The 13,256-nt window shown below is 69.0% G+C and carries 22 protein-coding genes; 21 read left to right on the forward strand and 1 reads right to left on the reverse strand.

The window, feature by feature from the left end:
* Positions 1 to 18 precede the first annotated feature (18 nt).
* From ACZ31C_RS17005 to ACZ31C_RS17025, 5 genes are all read left to right on the forward strand, one after another.
* Positions 19 to 549: a hypothetical protein gene (locus tag ACZ31C_RS17005; protein WP_465796078.1), complete on the forward strand. Its 531-nt coding sequence runs from the start codon at positions 19 to 21 to the stop codon at positions 547 to 549.
* 107 nt (positions 550 to 656) lie between these two features.
* Positions 657 to 884, forward strand: a complete 228-nt coding sequence (locus ACZ31C_RS17010) for a hypothetical protein (RefSeq protein ID WP_465796079.1) — start codon at positions 657 to 659, stop codon at positions 882 to 884.
* Positions 881 to 1,153, forward strand: a complete 273-nt coding sequence (locus ACZ31C_RS17015) for a hypothetical protein (protein WP_465796080.1) — start codon at positions 881 to 883, stop codon at positions 1,151 to 1,153. Before ACZ31C_RS17010 ends, ACZ31C_RS17015 begins: the two co-directional genes overlap by 4 nt.
* Before the next feature lie 27 nt (positions 1,154 to 1,180).
* The gene (locus tag ACZ31C_RS17020) at positions 1,181 to 1,828 is read left to right on the forward strand and encodes a hypothetical protein (RefSeq protein WP_465796081.1); all 648 of its coding nucleotides are present in this window, start codon (positions 1,181 to 1,183) and stop codon (positions 1,826 to 1,828) included.
* Complete coding sequence (locus ACZ31C_RS17025) at positions 1,825 to 2,109, forward strand: hypothetical protein (protein ID WP_465796082.1); 285 nt, start codon at positions 1,825 to 1,827, stop codon at positions 2,107 to 2,109. Before ACZ31C_RS17020 ends, ACZ31C_RS17025 begins: the two co-directional genes overlap by 4 nt.
* Positions 2,110 to 2,237: 128 nt before the next feature.
* Here the strand turns inward: ACZ31C_RS17025 and ACZ31C_RS17030 are convergent, their stop codons facing one another.
* On the reverse strand, positions 2,238 to 2,375 hold the full coding sequence (locus ACZ31C_RS17030) for a hypothetical protein (RefSeq protein ID WP_465796083.1): 138 nt from the start codon (positions 2,373 to 2,375) through the stop codon (positions 2,238 to 2,240).
* Between the two features lie 217 nt (positions 2,376 to 2,592).
* Here ACZ31C_RS17030 and ACZ31C_RS17035 point away from each other — a divergent pair, with 217 nt between their 5' ends.
* From ACZ31C_RS17035 to ACZ31C_RS17110, 16 genes are all read left to right on the forward strand, one after another.
* On the forward strand, positions 2,593 to 2,904 hold the full coding sequence (locus tag ACZ31C_RS17035; RefSeq protein ID WP_465796084.1) for an HNH endonuclease: 312 nt from the start codon (positions 2,593 to 2,595) through the stop codon (positions 2,902 to 2,904).
* A 96-nt stretch (positions 2,905 to 3,000) separates the two neighbouring features.
* Positions 3,001 to 3,528 carry a hypothetical protein gene (locus ACZ31C_RS17040; RefSeq protein ID WP_465796085.1) on the forward strand — a complete coding sequence of 176 codons (528 nt, stop codon included), beginning with the start codon at positions 3,001 to 3,003 and terminating at the stop codon, positions 3,526 to 3,528.
* Positions 3,473 to 4,990, forward strand: a complete 1,518-nt coding sequence (locus ACZ31C_RS17045; RefSeq protein WP_465796086.1) for a hypothetical protein — start codon at positions 3,473 to 3,475, stop codon at positions 4,988 to 4,990. Before ACZ31C_RS17040 ends, ACZ31C_RS17045 begins: the two co-directional genes overlap by 56 nt.
* A 12-nt stretch (positions 4,991 to 5,002) precedes the next feature.
* Positions 5,003 to 5,221: a hypothetical protein gene (locus ACZ31C_RS17050; RefSeq protein ID WP_465796087.1), complete on the forward strand. Its 219-nt coding sequence runs from the start codon at positions 5,003 to 5,005 to the stop codon at positions 5,219 to 5,221.
* 267 nt (positions 5,222 to 5,488) lie between these two features.
* Positions 5,489 to 6,907 carry a phage portal protein gene (locus tag ACZ31C_RS17055; protein WP_465796088.1) on the forward strand — a complete coding sequence of 473 codons (1,419 nt, stop codon included), beginning with the start codon at positions 5,489 to 5,491 and terminating at the stop codon, positions 6,905 to 6,907.
* The gene (locus ACZ31C_RS17060) at positions 6,904 to 7,596 is read left to right on the forward strand and encodes an HK97 family phage prohead protease (RefSeq protein WP_465796089.1); all 693 of its coding nucleotides are present in this window, start codon (positions 6,904 to 6,906) and stop codon (positions 7,594 to 7,596) included. The genes ACZ31C_RS17055 and ACZ31C_RS17060 overlap by 4 nt, the downstream gene beginning before the upstream one ends.
* A gap of 8 nt (positions 7,597 to 7,604) precedes the next feature.
* Positions 7,605 to 9,131, forward strand: coding sequence for a hypothetical protein (locus ACZ31C_RS17065; protein WP_465796090.1), 1,527 nt, complete (start codon positions 7,605 to 7,607; stop codon positions 9,129 to 9,131).
* Positions 9,132 to 9,193: 62 nt separating this feature from the next.
* A complete protein-coding gene (locus ACZ31C_RS17070) occupies positions 9,194 to 9,532 on the forward strand; it encodes a hypothetical protein (RefSeq protein WP_465796091.1) in 339 nt (112 codons plus the stop codon).
* A 1-nt stretch (position 9,533) separates the two neighbouring features.
* Entirely contained in the window at positions 9,534 to 9,758 is a 225-nt protein-coding gene (locus ACZ31C_RS17075; protein ID WP_465796092.1) for a hypothetical protein, read from the forward strand.
* A gap of 3 nt (positions 9,759 to 9,761) precedes the next feature.
* Positions 9,762 to 10,397: a hypothetical protein gene (locus tag ACZ31C_RS17080; protein ID WP_465796093.1), complete on the forward strand. Its 636-nt coding sequence runs from the start codon at positions 9,762 to 9,764 to the stop codon at positions 10,395 to 10,397.
* Entirely contained in the window at positions 10,397 to 10,825 is a 429-nt protein-coding gene (locus tag ACZ31C_RS17085) for a hypothetical protein (RefSeq protein ID WP_465796094.1), read from the forward strand. Before ACZ31C_RS17080 ends, ACZ31C_RS17085 begins: the two co-directional genes overlap by 1 nt.
* 8 nt (positions 10,826 to 10,833) lie before the next feature.
* Positions 10,834 to 11,199 carry a hypothetical protein gene (locus tag ACZ31C_RS17090; protein WP_465796095.1) on the forward strand — a complete coding sequence of 122 codons (366 nt, stop codon included), beginning with the start codon at positions 10,834 to 10,836 and terminating at the stop codon, positions 11,197 to 11,199.
* A gap of 3 nt (positions 11,200 to 11,202) precedes the next feature.
* Positions 11,203 to 11,940, forward strand: coding sequence for a hypothetical protein (locus ACZ31C_RS17095; RefSeq protein ID WP_465796096.1), 738 nt, complete (start codon positions 11,203 to 11,205; stop codon positions 11,938 to 11,940).
* Positions 11,941 to 11,951: 11 nt separating this feature from the next.
* Positions 11,952 to 12,365, forward strand: coding sequence for a radical SAM protein (locus ACZ31C_RS17100; RefSeq protein ID WP_465796097.1), 414 nt, complete (start codon positions 11,952 to 11,954; stop codon positions 12,363 to 12,365).
* 3 nt (positions 12,366 to 12,368) lie between these two features.
* The gene (locus ACZ31C_RS17105; protein WP_465796098.1) at positions 12,369 to 12,839 is read left to right on the forward strand and encodes a hypothetical protein; all 471 of its coding nucleotides are present in this window, start codon (positions 12,369 to 12,371) and stop codon (positions 12,837 to 12,839) included.
* A gap of 2 nt (positions 12,840 to 12,841) precedes the next feature.
* Positions 12,842 to 13,228 carry a hypothetical protein gene (locus ACZ31C_RS17110; protein WP_465796099.1) on the forward strand — a complete coding sequence of 129 codons (387 nt, stop codon included), beginning with the start codon at positions 12,842 to 12,844 and terminating at the stop codon, positions 13,226 to 13,228.
* The last annotated feature ends 28 nt before the right edge of the window (positions 13,229 to 13,256 follow it).

Genomic DNA, 13,256 nt, shown 5'->3' on the forward strand with positions numbered 1-13,256 from the left:
CGCAAAGGAGCAAAACCCATGATCGTCCTCGATGGCCGCTACGACTACGGCGTGTTCAGTCGCCCCGACCAGACCGAAGGGCACACCCTGCCGTTCATCGGCTGGCTGACCGAAACCGTGGGCGGCGATACCGCCCGCGTCGTGCCCGTGTTCCTCGAAAACGAGGGCGCGGTGACGCCCGACCAGTACGCCGAGCAGATGGGCGACGGCACCGAGCTACGGCACCTGGTGCCGGTCGACGCCAACCGTCACGCCGTGACTGCGCCCGTGACTGGCGGCGTGACCGCCCACGCTCTCACCGGCCCCGTGATGGTGACCGCCGACGCCATCGCCGAACGCCTCGACCTCGAACGGTTCGAGCGCGAAGGCTGGCCGACCGTCGCCACCGACCTGGGCGCCGCCGCCGCACCCGCCCTACTTCGCTGGATCGGCACCTACCTGCATATGCAAGCCGTCCACAGCGAGGGCGAGGTGGCCGCCGGCTACCAGCGGTCCGCCGACAGCCTCGCGGCCCTCGCCGACCGCATCAACCCGCCGCAGGTGTCATGACACCGGTCGATCGGGCGTGCCGCCAGGCGGCATCGGACAACCGATCGGTCAACCGATCGCATAGCCATTCCCCGAAACCCGAATAGCCTATCCACCTGGGAGAACGCATGATCATCGACGTTTCCATCAAGCCCGACACCAACGCCCCCGGCACCGGCCGCGCCCGCCCCGGCGAACCCCGCAAGGTCACCTGCCGCTACCTGCGCCGAAACAACCAGCGGTGCACTGCCGAAGCCGCCGACCCGGCCGCCGACGTGATCTTGTGCCCCCGTCACACCGGTCTGGTCATCGAGCATTTCAACGCCGCCGTCGCCACCCTCGGCGGTGACCGGTGACCGCCGCCGAACTCGTCGCCGTCATCGGTGCCGCCGGGTTCTGGGCCGTCTTCCTCGTCATCGCCTGGGCCGTGTTCCGCCCCGACCGGGCACGCCGCGACGACAAGCACCTGGCCGACCTCCGCAAGCTCAACAGCGAACTGGCCGCCCTGCTCGCCCGAGTTGAAGCCGCCGGCCGCCAGCCGAACCTCACCGTCAACGACCACCGTCGCGCCGCTGGCCTACCTGCGGCCCCGCCACCGCAGCCGCCGACGCACCTGCACAACTAGCCCAACCGCACAAGCCGGGAGCCCGACGTGAGCCACCACCCCGCCAACATGGACGCCACCGCCACCTGCTGGTCGCTGCGCCGAGCATGGTCGGTACTCCGCGACACCAACCCGGCCGGCACCGAAGACGGCCTACGGTCCACCGTGTGGGGAACCCGCCGAGGTGTCGGCAGCCACGGCGACCCCACCGCCGACACCGCCAGCCTCACCACCGGCGCCCGCCGCCAGCTCGCCGACACCGTCCGCGAAAACGTCGACTCCGCCCGGTGGCTAGCCACATCCGCGCTCCGCCAGACCGGGCTACCCGTCGGCCCCGCCCTCGCCGCCCTGACCGCCGTCATCGGCGACCTGGACCCGGCCACCGCCCACGAAGTCGGCCGTCACCTTGCCCGCGCCGACACCGCCGTCCGTCGGGCGCTACGCCTCGGCGACGACCACTGGCCGCTGCCCGGCAACCCGAAGTGCCCGGCCTGCGGCACCCGAATGCTGCGTGCCCGCACCAGCAACCCGGACCGGGCCGCGTGGCCCGTCATCTGCGGCGCCGGATGCTGGTGCACCGGCATGTCCTGCCCGTGCGGCATGGACGTCAAAGTAAGGCGTACCCCCCACATCTGGTCCGCCACCTGGGCGGCAACCACACTCAACCTGGACATCACCGTGGAGGCGACCGCATGATCACCCTCGCCGCACCTGCCCTGCCACGTGACCGCGACGGCTACGAGTACGGCACCGCCGCCGACCTCGCTGCGCTGCTCAGCAGCCCAGAGCGCACCATCAACGCCGACCGCATCCGCGACTGGGCCCGCCGATCCCGCCGCCACGGCGACCGCCTCCACGGCCTGCTGCCATCCGTTCACGTACCCGGCGCACGCACCGGCAACAGCTACTACCGGTTGAAGGACGCAGCCCACGTCGAGCTACTTACCGACCCGAAACGGCGTGCGCTACCATCGTGATCACACACTGGCGCAGCAGGTGAACTGTGCCCGTGACGGCCCGCTCGGCGGCTTCGTAGTCGAGACGAGATGCGTACGTACAACGAACACGGCCCGCCCCACCAGGCGGGCCGTTCGCATGCCTGCCGCTACCAGATCAGACTGATGACGATGTGCACCGCCACCCTCGCCGCGAACCTGATCAGCGCCAGCACCCGCTCACGATTCAGGCGCTGACGCTTCCGTAGTCGCCCACCCTTGCGGATCCTCTTCTTCTTGCCGGCCATCCTGTGCCCCTCTCAACTCGGGGGCGTTGATCTTCAACGCCCAACAAGATGGATCGGCAACTAGTCCGAGCGAACCCCGCAAATACAGGATGCGAATTGTGTGACCCCCGCCACACCTAGGCGGCAGCCGCTGACCTCGCCGGCCAGCAGAGAGGCGGCGCCCATGTCCCACGCATGGCGAAGCCTCGGCGGCAGACGACGCACCCTCAGCCGACTCGTGTACGCACGCGACAGGAACACCCCCGGCTACGTGTGCCCCGGCACCAGCGACAAGCCATGCGGCCAGCCCATCGACTGGACGCTGCCCTACCGCGACCCAGACACCGGACTCGTCAACACCGACTCGAAGTCCGTCGACCACGTCATCGAAACCCAAGACGGTGGGCCACTCACCGACATCGACAACCTGGCCAGCGTCCACCTCGGATGCAACAGCAGCAAGGGCGCAGGACGTAGGCACGAACGTGAGCGTGAGCAGCAGCCCACCCCATCCACCGTCGTGATCACCATCGACCCTCACTCAGTGTGAGGGGATAGGGGGTCTGAGGTCACAGACCGTAGACCCAGGTGACCCCAAGCGAAGCGGCGAAAATCTCTGTCCGGCCGAATCCTGGGGGCGACCGACATGAGCCTGACCGGGGCTGAGCGGCAACGACGCTCGCGGGCGCACAAGGCCGGTGATCATTCGCTTTGCGACCCGGACCGGTGTTCGGACGCGGCCGGCACGCCCGTCACATCGGCTGTCACGCGTGACGTGACACGTGACGGTGACGACCGGCGACCCCGGTTCCTGCGGGTGCGCGGCCGGCAGTTGTGGGACGACATGGACGGCGACCGGCTGTCGGGGTCGCGGCGGGTGGTGCTGGAAGAGGCGTGCCGGCTGGTGGATCGGCTCGACCGCCTGGACGCGATCCTCAACGGTCGGGATCGGGCGTGGCTGACGTTGGAGGTGTCGGAGGACGGCACTGAGATGACGGTCGTGGTGGACAAGGTGTTGGGCGAGGCACGCCAGCAGCAGTTGGCGTTGAAGCAGCTCGTTGCCGAACTGCGGCAGAGCGCCACCGGTTCCGACGAGTCCGAGCAGGGGGGCAGCTTCCTTGACGAACTCGCCGCTGCTCGCGCGAAGAGGCTCGCAGAAGCCTCGGGTAGCTAACTTCCCGCTCTACCCGATCAGCGAGGCGCCGGAGGTCATCGACCTGGCGGCGTCGGTCGGGCTGCACCTGGACGAGTGGCAGAAGTTCGTGCTGACGCACGGGTTGGGGGCGACGCTCGACGGCCGGTGGACGGCCAAGAAGGTGTCCGTCTGGGTGCCGCGCCAGAACGGCAAGGGCGCGATCATCGAGGCGTTGGAGTTGGCGTGGCTGTTCCTGCCGCAGATGCACGAGGAACTGATCATCCACTCGGCGCACCAGCACCGCACCAGTTCCCGGGCGTACATCCGGCTTGAGCGGATCATCCGCCGATCGAAGCATCTGCTGCGCCTGGTCGAGCAGTTCCGGCAGGGCAGCGGCGAACAGAAGATCGTGCTGCGCGACGGCCGGATGCTGGAGTATTCGACCCGGTCCGCGTCGGCGATTCGTGGTTTCTCGTCCGGGAAGATCGTGCTGGACGAGGCGCAGGCGTTGAACAGCGAGCAGATGGCCGCGATCCTGCCGGCCGCCTCGGCGATGCCCAACTGGCAGGTGTGGTTCTTCGGCACGCCGCCACACGACCCGGAGGCGTGGGCGTACGGGCTGCGCGCCGACGGTGAGGCGAGCGAGAAGCGGCTGGCGCACTTCGACTGGGGCGCCGACCTGGACCCGACGAAGCCCGCCGACCGGGAGAAGGCCAAGGATCCGGAACTGTGGTACGCCACCAACCCGGCGCTCGGAACGACACGAGCAGACGGCAGCGGCATCGAACTCGAAACCGTCGAAGACGAGTGCAAGCCGTCCGGGCTGGGTGACAAGTTCCTGATCGAGCGATGCGGCGCGTGGCTTCCCCGGCTGGTGGGCGGCGGCGTGCTGGATCCGCAGCGGTGGTCGGACATGTTCGACGCCACGTCGAAGCGTTCCGGCGACATCGCGGTGATGGTCGACGTGACGCCGATGCGCGACCACGCGTCGATCGGCATGGCTGGTGTCCGCGACGACGGCCTGGAACACCTGCAACTGCTCGACTACCGGCCGGGCACCGACTGGATCGTGGACCGCCTGGTGGAGCTGCGGCGGGTGCTCGATCCGGCGGTGTTCGTGGTCGACGCGAAGAACGGCGCCGCCGCCCTGCTCGACGACCTGGCCGAGCACGGGATCCGGGTGGCTGAGGATCCGGAGCGGGTGCAACGCGGTGAGGTGCTGGTGCTGGACGCGGCCGGGATGGCGGCGGCGGTCGGCCAGTTCATCGACGCGTTCCGCCGGCCGCAGTCGGTGCTGCGGCACATCGGCCAGGATCCGCTGAACACGGCGGTCCGGAACGTGCGGACGCGGCAGATCGGCGACGCCGGGCAGATCGCGTGGGGCCGGAAGGTGTCGGAGGTCGACATCGGCCCGATCGTGTCGGTGACAGGCGCCCGGTACGGGCTGCGGCAGTGGAGCACGAACCGGGTTGTGGAGCTGACCGGCTCGCTGATGGCGTGAGGGGTGGTCGCGGTGACGACGTTGACGGCGACAGTGGACCGGATCAACGAGCGGGCCGGGCAGGTGGACTGGCGGCGTGTGCTGCTGGTGGCGCTGATGGTGCTGCCGTTCGCAGTGTTCTACGCGGCCCGCCTGGTGGTTCGGTCGGTCGGCTGGATGCTGGCGTGGCTGTGGGCTGCGGGCATGGTCGGCTGGGAGGCTGCCGGCTCGAAGCGTGACGGGGCCGGCTGATGCAGGAGACGGTGCGCAGTGCACAGAGGCCGCCTCGGGTCGAATCGTCGCCTCACTCCGGCCTGTGCGCGGTCATCGACCGGGTGGGCCGGTGGCGGCACCTGGTCTATCTCGTCGAGAACGATGTCCGGCAGTCGACTGGCCCCACCGGGGGCGGCTGGACCGTCTGGGGTGCGCGGCTTGCCCACCGGGTGGCCCTGAGGTCGCTTGCGGCGGAGGTACGTCGCCGTGACGGCCAGGTGCCGAGGGAGAGGCGAGTGATCCGCCATGGCGGGTAAGGGGCTGTTGGAGCGCATCCAGGCGCGGCGGCGCGGCGACCACCAGCGTGCGTGGCCGGTCGGCAAGGGTGAGCTGATCGCCCCCGACTACGCGTTCGGACACGACGACTCCCGGTTCTCGCCGGAGGAATACGGCGACTATCTGGCCACCAGCAACGACATCTATTCGGTGGTGGCGCAGAGGGCGCGGCTCATGTCCGGGCTGCCGCTGCGGTTCTTCCGGGGGCGCGGCTCCGACAAGACGGAGGTCGACCGGCATCAGGCGGTCGACCTGTACTGGAAGGTGAACCCGTTCTGGTCGGCGGAACGCCTGGCCCGCATGGACGAGATGTCGATGGGGGTGTGGGGCGAAAGCTACTGGGCGCTGGAAGGTCCGAAGGGCCGTCCACACGAAATCTGGTGGTTGAAGCCGAGCAGGGTGCGGCCGGTGCCACACGAGACGGGGTACATCGCCCGGTTCGCGTACCACTCGGTGTCGGGCGAGATCCTGTACTTCGAGCCACACGAGATCGTATGGCACCGGTACCCGAACCCCGTCGATGAATTTTCGGCGCTGTCACCGCTGGCGGCGGCCCGCCTCGCGGCGGACACCAGCCAGGCGATGATGCGGTCCAACTCGAAGATGTTCAAGCAGGGCATGCAGGTTGCTGGCCTGATCGTGCCTGCGTCGGACAAGGTGACGTTCTCACCGGAACAGGCGACCGACCTCGAACGGCAGCTTGAACGGCGGCTGACCGGAGAAGAGAAGGCGCACCGGTGGGCTGTGCTGCGGTACGAAGCCCAGTTCAAGCAGCTCGGCATCACGCAAAAGGACGCCGAGTATGTGGCCGGGCTCGGGCTGACGTTCCGGCAGGTGTGCCGGGCGTACGGCATGCAGCCGGCGCTGCTCGGCGACTTGGACAACGCGACGCTGGCGAACGCGACCGCGTTCGAGCGGATCGAGTGGACGCGGGCACTTCGCCCCGACGCCGAGTTCCGGGCAGCCGAGATCCGCGAGCAGTACCTACCCCGGTTCCGGGGCGGCGGCGCACCCGACTGGTGCGAGTTCGACTTCTCGCAGGTGCCGGCGTTGCAGGAATCCGCGTCTGAGGCGTGGGCCCGTGAGGCGCAGATGCTCGACCGGGGCGCCCTGACGATCAACGGGTGGCGCAAGTCGAAGGGTTGGCCGCCGGTGCCGTGGGGCGACGTGTGGTGGGCGCCGGTCAACAAGGCGGCCGTCGACTCAGCCGACTCGGCACCGAACAACAACCCGGACCTGCCGGACCATCCGAATCTGCCGGACGACGAAGTCAACCCGGTCAACCAGGCGCCGCAGGTGTCCGGGGAGAAGTCGCATCCGGTCGATCACATGAAGGCGCGGGAGCTGCTGGCCGCGTTCGCGGTCCCGATCAACGGAGTGAAGCTATGACGTTCCACCGGGCGAGCGGATACATCGTCCGCGAATCCATCCGCGACGGGGCACCTCTGCGGGTCGTCATGGCCAGCGAGGGCGAGCAGGCCGACGGCATCGACCTGCGCATGTCCGGCGCCCAGTACGACCGGTTCCGGAGCAACCCGGTGCTGGGCTACGGCCACTCGTACTGGGGCCGGACGAACCTGCCGATCGGCCGGGTGATCCCCGAGTCGATCGCCATCGAAGGGTCGACGTCTGTCGGTGAGCTGGAGTTCGACCAGGACGACGAGTTCGCCCGCGAGGTCGAACGGAAGATGCGCAAGCGGTTCCTCAACGCGGTCAGCATCGGGTTCGACGTGCTCCAGTGGGAGTCGGCCGACCAAAACTACTGGCGCGGCGGAGTGGCCACAAAGTGGGAGCAGACCGAACTGTCGGTCACGCCGATCCCGATGGACGCGAAGGCGCTGGTCACCTCCGGCCGCGCCGCGTTGACCGATCCGGCGCTGCTCACCGCCGTGCGTGACATCTCGCCCGCCGACTTCGATCAGATGCTCGAACGGCTTCGCGCCGTCCGGGACGTACTGGTTCCCGACCTGGGCGCCACCGACCCGGCCGACGCCGGCCGCACCAACTCCCCGACGCCGCCGGTGTCCGGGGTCAACCAGGACAAGGCGCGGGACTTCCTCGCCGCCTTCCACCTCTGAGGAGAGAGATGAGCGACCAGCTCACCCTGGAGGCGCTGGGGACCGAGGTCCGGCAGCGCATGGACGCGGTGTCGAAGGACATCGCCGACCGGACCAGCGACGAGAAGCTGACGGAGATGATCCGTGGCGTCGTCGACAGTCTCACCGAGGACACCGAGTTCGTTCGCAAGCTGCGGTTCGGGCAGGGCCCGGCCGAGCGTCAGCTTGTCGGCACCAAGTACGCCCGGTGGGGCCTGACCGTCGCCGACGTCGAGTTCCTGTACGACCTCCAGAACAGCCTGCGCGGCATGCCGTCGAAGAAGCACGGCGTGCACCCCGGCCCGTCCGAGGAACTGACCCGGACCTTCGGTGCCATCTCGGCGGCCCGGTACCTGCCGGCCGACAAGGTCCGCGAGATCGACCGCAAGGCCATCGACGACCTGTTCCCCCGTATCCCGGCGTCCGAGTTCCACGGCGAGGACAAGGAGTTGGCGGCTCGGGGCGCGTTCGAGCTGACCGGCGCCTACCAACGGGCCATCCGCGCGATGGACACCGCCGAGGCCGGGTACGGCCAGCAGCTCATCGGCGCCCAGTACGTCGGCGAGCTGTGGGAGGCGCCGCGCCGTTTCGGCCGCGTGTTCCCGCTGATCGACTCGTTCGAGATGACCGACCCGACCGCGTACCTGCCGGTCGAGGTGGACATCCCGGAGATGCTGTTCGTGTCGGAGTCGACCGCGAACAACAGCCCGAACTTCGCCACGGTGAAGACCGGTTCGCAGCGCGTCCAGGTCGACGCGAAGAAGTTCGTCATCCACCAGATGTGGTCGGGCGAGATGGAGGAAGACTCCATCATCCCGTACATCCCGTTCCTGCGGCGCCAGGCGGCCCTGTCGGTGGCGCACTACTCCGACTCGCTGGTGCTCAACGGCGACACGACCAACAGCGCGACCGGCAACATCAACCTGGACGACGCCGACCCGGCGGACACCAAGCATTACCTGGCGTTCGACGGCATCCGGCACGCGTCGCTGGTCGACAACACCGGCAACGCGGTAGACGCGGCCGGATCGCTCACCTACGCGGGGCTGCACGGTCTGCGCGGCCGGATGATCGACACCGCGCGGCTGGTCGACTGGGGTCACCCCGTCGACCCGAACGACCTGGTGTACCTCGCCGACCCGGAGACCGCCGACAAGGCGGCCCTGCTCGACGAGCTGATCACCGTCGACAAGTACGGCAGCCAGGCAACGGTGATCAACGGGGAGATCGCCCGCATCGGCCGCAACCCGTTCGTGTCGACCATCGCCATGAGCAAGACCGAGGCCGACGGCAAGGTGTCCAACACCCCGGCGAACAACACCAAGGGCCAGGTGACCGCGTTCAACCGGCGCGGCTACAAGGTCGGCTGGCGGCGGCGCGTCCAGGTCGAGACCGAGCGTCTGCCCGGTTCGGACCAGTGGCGCGTCGTCTACTCCATGCGGCTCGGCATGGGCCGGTTCACGCCGACCGGCGCGGCCGGCGGCATCGAGTCGACTTCCACGCTCTACAACATCTGACCGAACCACCCGTAGGTGCCCCGGACCCGTGCTGGTCCGGGGCACCTGGCTTGGAGGAAGCCATGCCACGCGAGTCCATCGCGACGGCGCCGAATGGCCGCGCCAACCGCTGGTCGGTGAAGCCGTCGGAAACCCTGTCCGGACACCGGACGCTGTCGTACGACGAGATCGAGCGATTCAACGCGGTGGCGTTCAACTGCAACGGCGCCGCCCGCAACCTGATCCTGCCGGCCGAAGAGGTCAGCGCGGGCGTGTACCTGCATGTCCGCAACGCCACGGCAGCCACCCACGCGCTGACGGTGCAGAACGACGCCGCCGGCACGGTCGTGGCGATCCCTGCCGTCACCGGGGCGATCGTGTGGTGCGACGGCACCGCCTGGCACAGCATCCTGGGGTCGTGACATGGCCCGATACGAGGTGCAGCGCCCGTACACGGCGGCCCGGGACGGCCTGAGGTTCGGTCCCTGGGTCGAAGGCGACCAGGTGGAGCTGGACGGCGCCGACGCCGCATGGATCGAACGCGACTCGCCCGGCGTGCTCGGCGAGGTGAAGCCCGCCAAGTCGGAGCGGCAGAAGCCGGCCGGCGCGGACCGGCAGCATCGCGGCGGCGCAAACCGTAGCGGGTGACCGATGACGGTCGTCAACGGCTACTGCACCACCGACGAACTGCGGGAACACTTCGGCGACGACCCGAACCCGGAACTGGCGAAGCTGCCTGACGCGGCACTGAATCGGGCCATCAACGCCACATCGCAGGCCATCAACCTGCACTGCGGTCGCCGGTTCTGGCGCGACCCGGAGAACGCGTTGACGACCCGCACCTACCGTGCCGATGACCTGCACGAAGTGGATGTCGCCGACATCTCCACCCGACAGGGGCTGGTGGTGGCCACCGACCCGGGCAGCGACGGATCCTGGTCGACCACCTGGGCGCTGTCCGACATCCAGTTGGAGCCGTTGGATGTCGACCTGGAGTACCCGGAGGCGCACGCCTGGACGCGGCTGGTCGCTGTCGGTGCCTCCACGTGGCCGGTCCACCGTCGCCGCGCCACGGTGCGGGTGACGGCCCGGCACGGCTGGTCGGCGATCCCGGCTGGCGTCAACCAGGCGTGCATCCTGCGCGCGGCGGCCATCTTCAAGCGGCGTGAGGCCGTGTTCGGGGTGACCGGGCTGAACGGGTTCGGCGAGGTGCGGATTACCCGCCGCGACCCCGACGTCATCGAGCTGCTGCACAACTACGTGCGTATCCGGGTGGGGGCGGTCTGATGGCGTCACTCACCGAGATACGCAAGGCGGCCGGCGAGACGTTGGAAGCCGCGATCTCCGGGTTGAAGGCGCACCGGACGGTGCCCGGCTCGGCGGCCGGCGACGTGGTGGTGGTGCAGCCGGCCGAAGACTTCGCCGACTTCAACGTGGCCATGGGCCGGGGCTCGGTCACCTACCACCTGGATCTGCTGGTGCTGGTGCCGAACCGGGACATGGAGTTGGCGCAGGACGCCCTGGACGCGTACGTGAACAGCTTCGGTTCCCAGTCGGTGCAGCAGGCCATCTGGAACGCCCGCACGTTGGGGCTGCCCCACACGAACGCGCACGTGACCGGCGGTGGCGCGTACGGCATGGATCACACGCTCGGCGAAACCCGGTATCTCGGCGCGTCGCTGCGCCTGGTCGTGCACACCAAAGGCACCGAGTAGGAGAACCAATGGACATCAAGCTTTGCGGGCGGAACGGCGACGGCTGCTACGAACCCGCCGTCGGCACCGGCAAGCGTCCGGTGCGGCACTGCCGCCCCCACTACCTGGACGAGATCGCCGATCAGATCGTGCGCGTCGAGGTGGTCGGCGACGTGAAGGTCACCGACGTGCGGACCGGTGAGAGCGTTGGCCGGGGTGGTGTGGTCGAGCTGGATCCGGCGGAAACGAACATCACGCAACTGGTGTACGCCCGGCACGTCAAGGTGCTGCCGAAGTCGGGCGGCCCGGTGCCGGCCGGATCCACGGAGACGGTGGGCGCGGGTGAGGCGGTCGTGAAGCCGGCCGGGTCGAAGCCGGCCGCCCGGAGGGGCTGACCGGTGGAGACGTTCGCCGCGAACAACATCTGCACCTGGTTCGGCGGCTTCGACCTGACCACCGACCTGTCGCAGACCACGATGCCGATCGGGTTCGACGGCCTGGACGCGACCACCTTCGGTCCGCTCGGCCAGCGCACCGCCCGGTCCCGGGTGGCCGGACTCGAAGACACGTCCAGTCAGGTGGCCGGGTTCTGGCAGGCCGCCAACGGCCTGGACGAAACCGCGTTCACGTCGCTGCGCGGGGCACCTCAGGTCATCACCCACTCGCATGACGGCGCCGAAGGCTCACCGGCGTACTTCTACCGGGCTGCCGCGTTCACCTACCAACTGTTCGGCAACATCGGGGAGCTGCTGCCGTTCAACCTGACCGCGCAGGCGGCCAAGGGCAACGGGGCGACCGGCGTAGTGCGCGGGTTCGTGCTCAAGACGCTCGGCGAGGTCGACGCCACCGGTGCGACCGGGACACCGATCGAACTGGGTGAGGTCGCCGAGGGCCAGTACCTGTACGCGGCGCTGCACGTCACCGACCCGGGAACCACGGTCACCGCCGTGTTGGAGTCCGACGAAGACGACGGGTTTGCCTCCGCAACGACCAGGGCCACGTTCGGGCCGATCACCACCGCCAGCGGCGTCTGGGCCGCCCGGGTAGCCGGTCCGATCACCGACACCTTCTACCGGCTGCGCGTGTCGGCGCTGACCGGCGCCGCCACCGTCGCCTGCGTCGCAGGCATCAAGTAGGGAGCACCAGGATGGGCACGCTCGCGTTCATCGACGCCCGCGTTGAGGTCAACTCGGTCGACCTGTCGCCGTGGGTCACGTCGGTGCAGTTGCCGATCGAGTTCGAGGCGTTGGAAAACACGGCCATGGGTCAGACCGCGCGCACGCGGCAGGTGGGCCTGGAAGACGGCACCGTGACGATCAACTTCAATGACGATTTCGCCCCGTCTGCGGTCGACGCCACGCTGTGGGCCGCCCGCAAGACGGGCGTCGTCGTCAAGGTACGCCCCACCACCGACGCGATCAGCACCAACAACCCGGAGTACGTGGGCACCTATCTGGTGAACCAACTCAACCCGTTCGGCAACAGCGTCGGCGAGTTGGCCACCCGGTCGGTGTCGTGGCCACTGTCCGACCCGGACGGCGTCGCCCGCAACACCGCCTGACCGATGGGGTTCGGCGTCCAGGTGTCCGGCGGTGCCGACCTGGCCGCCGTACGCCGCCAACTGCGGGCGGCCGGCGACCGGCAACTGTCGCAGCGGATGGCGCGCGGTCTGTCCCGCGCGGCGAAGCCACTGAAACCGGCGGTGCAACAGTCGGCGGTCAAGGTGCTGCCCAGCGGCTACGGGCCCACCATGTCCCGGTCGGTGCGGGTACGCACCACCACCCGGGAGCGGCGCGGCGCGGCCACGGTCAGCGTTCGCGTGTTCGGCAACGGGAAGCGGGAGAACCGCGACGTGAACCGCATCAACGCGGGCACGTTGCGCCACCCGGTGTTCGGCCGCCGCCGCAAGGCGTGGGTGGCGCAAAGGGTGCGGCGTGGCTTCGTGGACCGGCCGGTGGACCGGCTGGTGCCGGAGGTGTCACGGGAGATGCGACAGGTCGTGGACTGGGTCGCCGACGTAATCACGAAGGGTTGACGATGGCGCGTGTTCTTCCCCCCGTTCGGTTCAGGTTCGGCGAACCCGACCGGGAACAGTACGGCGACGGCTGGTACGAGTTCGACGAGGCGAAGCTGAACGAGCTGCGTGCCCGTGAGCTGGTGGCCATCGACAAGGAGTTGGGTGCCGAACTGGGCCTCAACGTGTTGACCGCGTTGGAGTCGTTCATGCGCGGCGAGACGGCCGGTGGGCTGGCCATCATGTGGCTCGGCCTGCGACTCAACGGCACGACGGTGCCGCTCGCCGACTTCGATCCGCTGCCGATGCTGGCCGAAACGAAGGTCGTCAAGGACACGTCGACCGAGGCGGCTGATGTCGACCCCCCGGACTCACCTTCCTCTGGCTCGGATACGAGCACGGAGGACTAGCCGCACTACTCGCCGAGGTGGGGCCGAT

The sequence above is a fragment of the Micromonospora sp. NPDC023869 genome (genome assembly GCF_055559695.1).

What these genes read in the sequence shown, in the direction of transcription:
- ACZ31C_RS17075 (WP_465796092.1), top strand. Translation starts at nt 9,534, where the DNA reads ATGGCCCGATACGAGGTGCAGCGCCCGTACACGGCGGCCCGGGACGGC.
- ACZ31C_RS17105 (WP_465796098.1), top strand. Translation starts at nt 12,369, where the DNA reads ATGGGGTTCGGCGTCCAGGTGTCCGGCGGTGCCGACCTGGCCGCCGTA.
- ACZ31C_RS17055 (WP_465796088.1), top strand. Translation starts at nt 5,489, where the DNA reads ATGGCGGGTAAGGGGCTGTTGGAGCGCATCCAGGCGCGGCGGCGCGGC.
- ACZ31C_RS17110 (WP_465796099.1), top strand. Translation starts at nt 12,842, where the DNA reads ATGGCGCGTGTTCTTCCCCCCGTTCGGTTCAGGTTCGGCGAACCCGAC.
- ACZ31C_RS17060 (WP_465796089.1), top strand. Translation starts at nt 6,904, where the DNA reads ATGACGTTCCACCGGGCGAGCGGATACATCGTCCGCGAATCCATCCGC.
- ACZ31C_RS17100 (WP_465796097.1), top strand. Translation starts at nt 11,952, where the DNA reads ATGGGCACGCTCGCGTTCATCGACGCCCGCGTTGAGGTCAACTCGGTC.
- ACZ31C_RS17065 (WP_465796090.1), top strand. Translation starts at nt 7,605, where the DNA reads ATGAGCGACCAGCTCACCCTGGAGGCGCTGGGGACCGAGGTCCGGCAG.
- ACZ31C_RS17090 (WP_465796095.1), top strand. Translation starts at nt 10,834, where the DNA reads ATGGACATCAAGCTTTGCGGGCGGAACGGCGACGGCTGCTACGAACCC.
- ACZ31C_RS17010 (WP_465796079.1), top strand. Translation starts at nt 657, where the DNA reads ATGATCATCGACGTTTCCATCAAGCCCGACACCAACGCCCCCGGCACC.
- ACZ31C_RS17030 (WP_465796083.1), bottom strand. Translation starts at nt 2,375, where the DNA reads ATGGCCGGCAAGAAGAAGAGGATCCGCAAGGGTGGGCGACTACGGAAG.
- ACZ31C_RS17025 (WP_465796082.1), top strand. Translation starts at nt 1,825, where the DNA reads ATGATCACCCTCGCCGCACCTGCCCTGCCACGTGACCGCGACGGCTAC.
- ACZ31C_RS17080 (WP_465796093.1), top strand. Translation starts at nt 9,762, where the DNA reads ATGACGGTCGTCAACGGCTACTGCACCACCGACGAACTGCGGGAACAC.
- ACZ31C_RS17040 (WP_465796085.1), top strand. Translation starts at nt 3,001, where the DNA reads ATGAGCCTGACCGGGGCTGAGCGGCAACGACGCTCGCGGGCGCACAAG.
- ACZ31C_RS17085 (WP_465796094.1), top strand. Translation starts at nt 10,397, where the DNA reads ATGGCGTCACTCACCGAGATACGCAAGGCGGCCGGCGAGACGTTGGAA.
- ACZ31C_RS17005 (WP_465796078.1), top strand. Translation starts at nt 19, where the DNA reads ATGATCGTCCTCGATGGCCGCTACGACTACGGCGTGTTCAGTCGCCCC.
- ACZ31C_RS17070 (WP_465796091.1), top strand. Translation starts at nt 9,194, where the DNA reads ATGCCACGCGAGTCCATCGCGACGGCGCCGAATGGCCGCGCCAACCGC.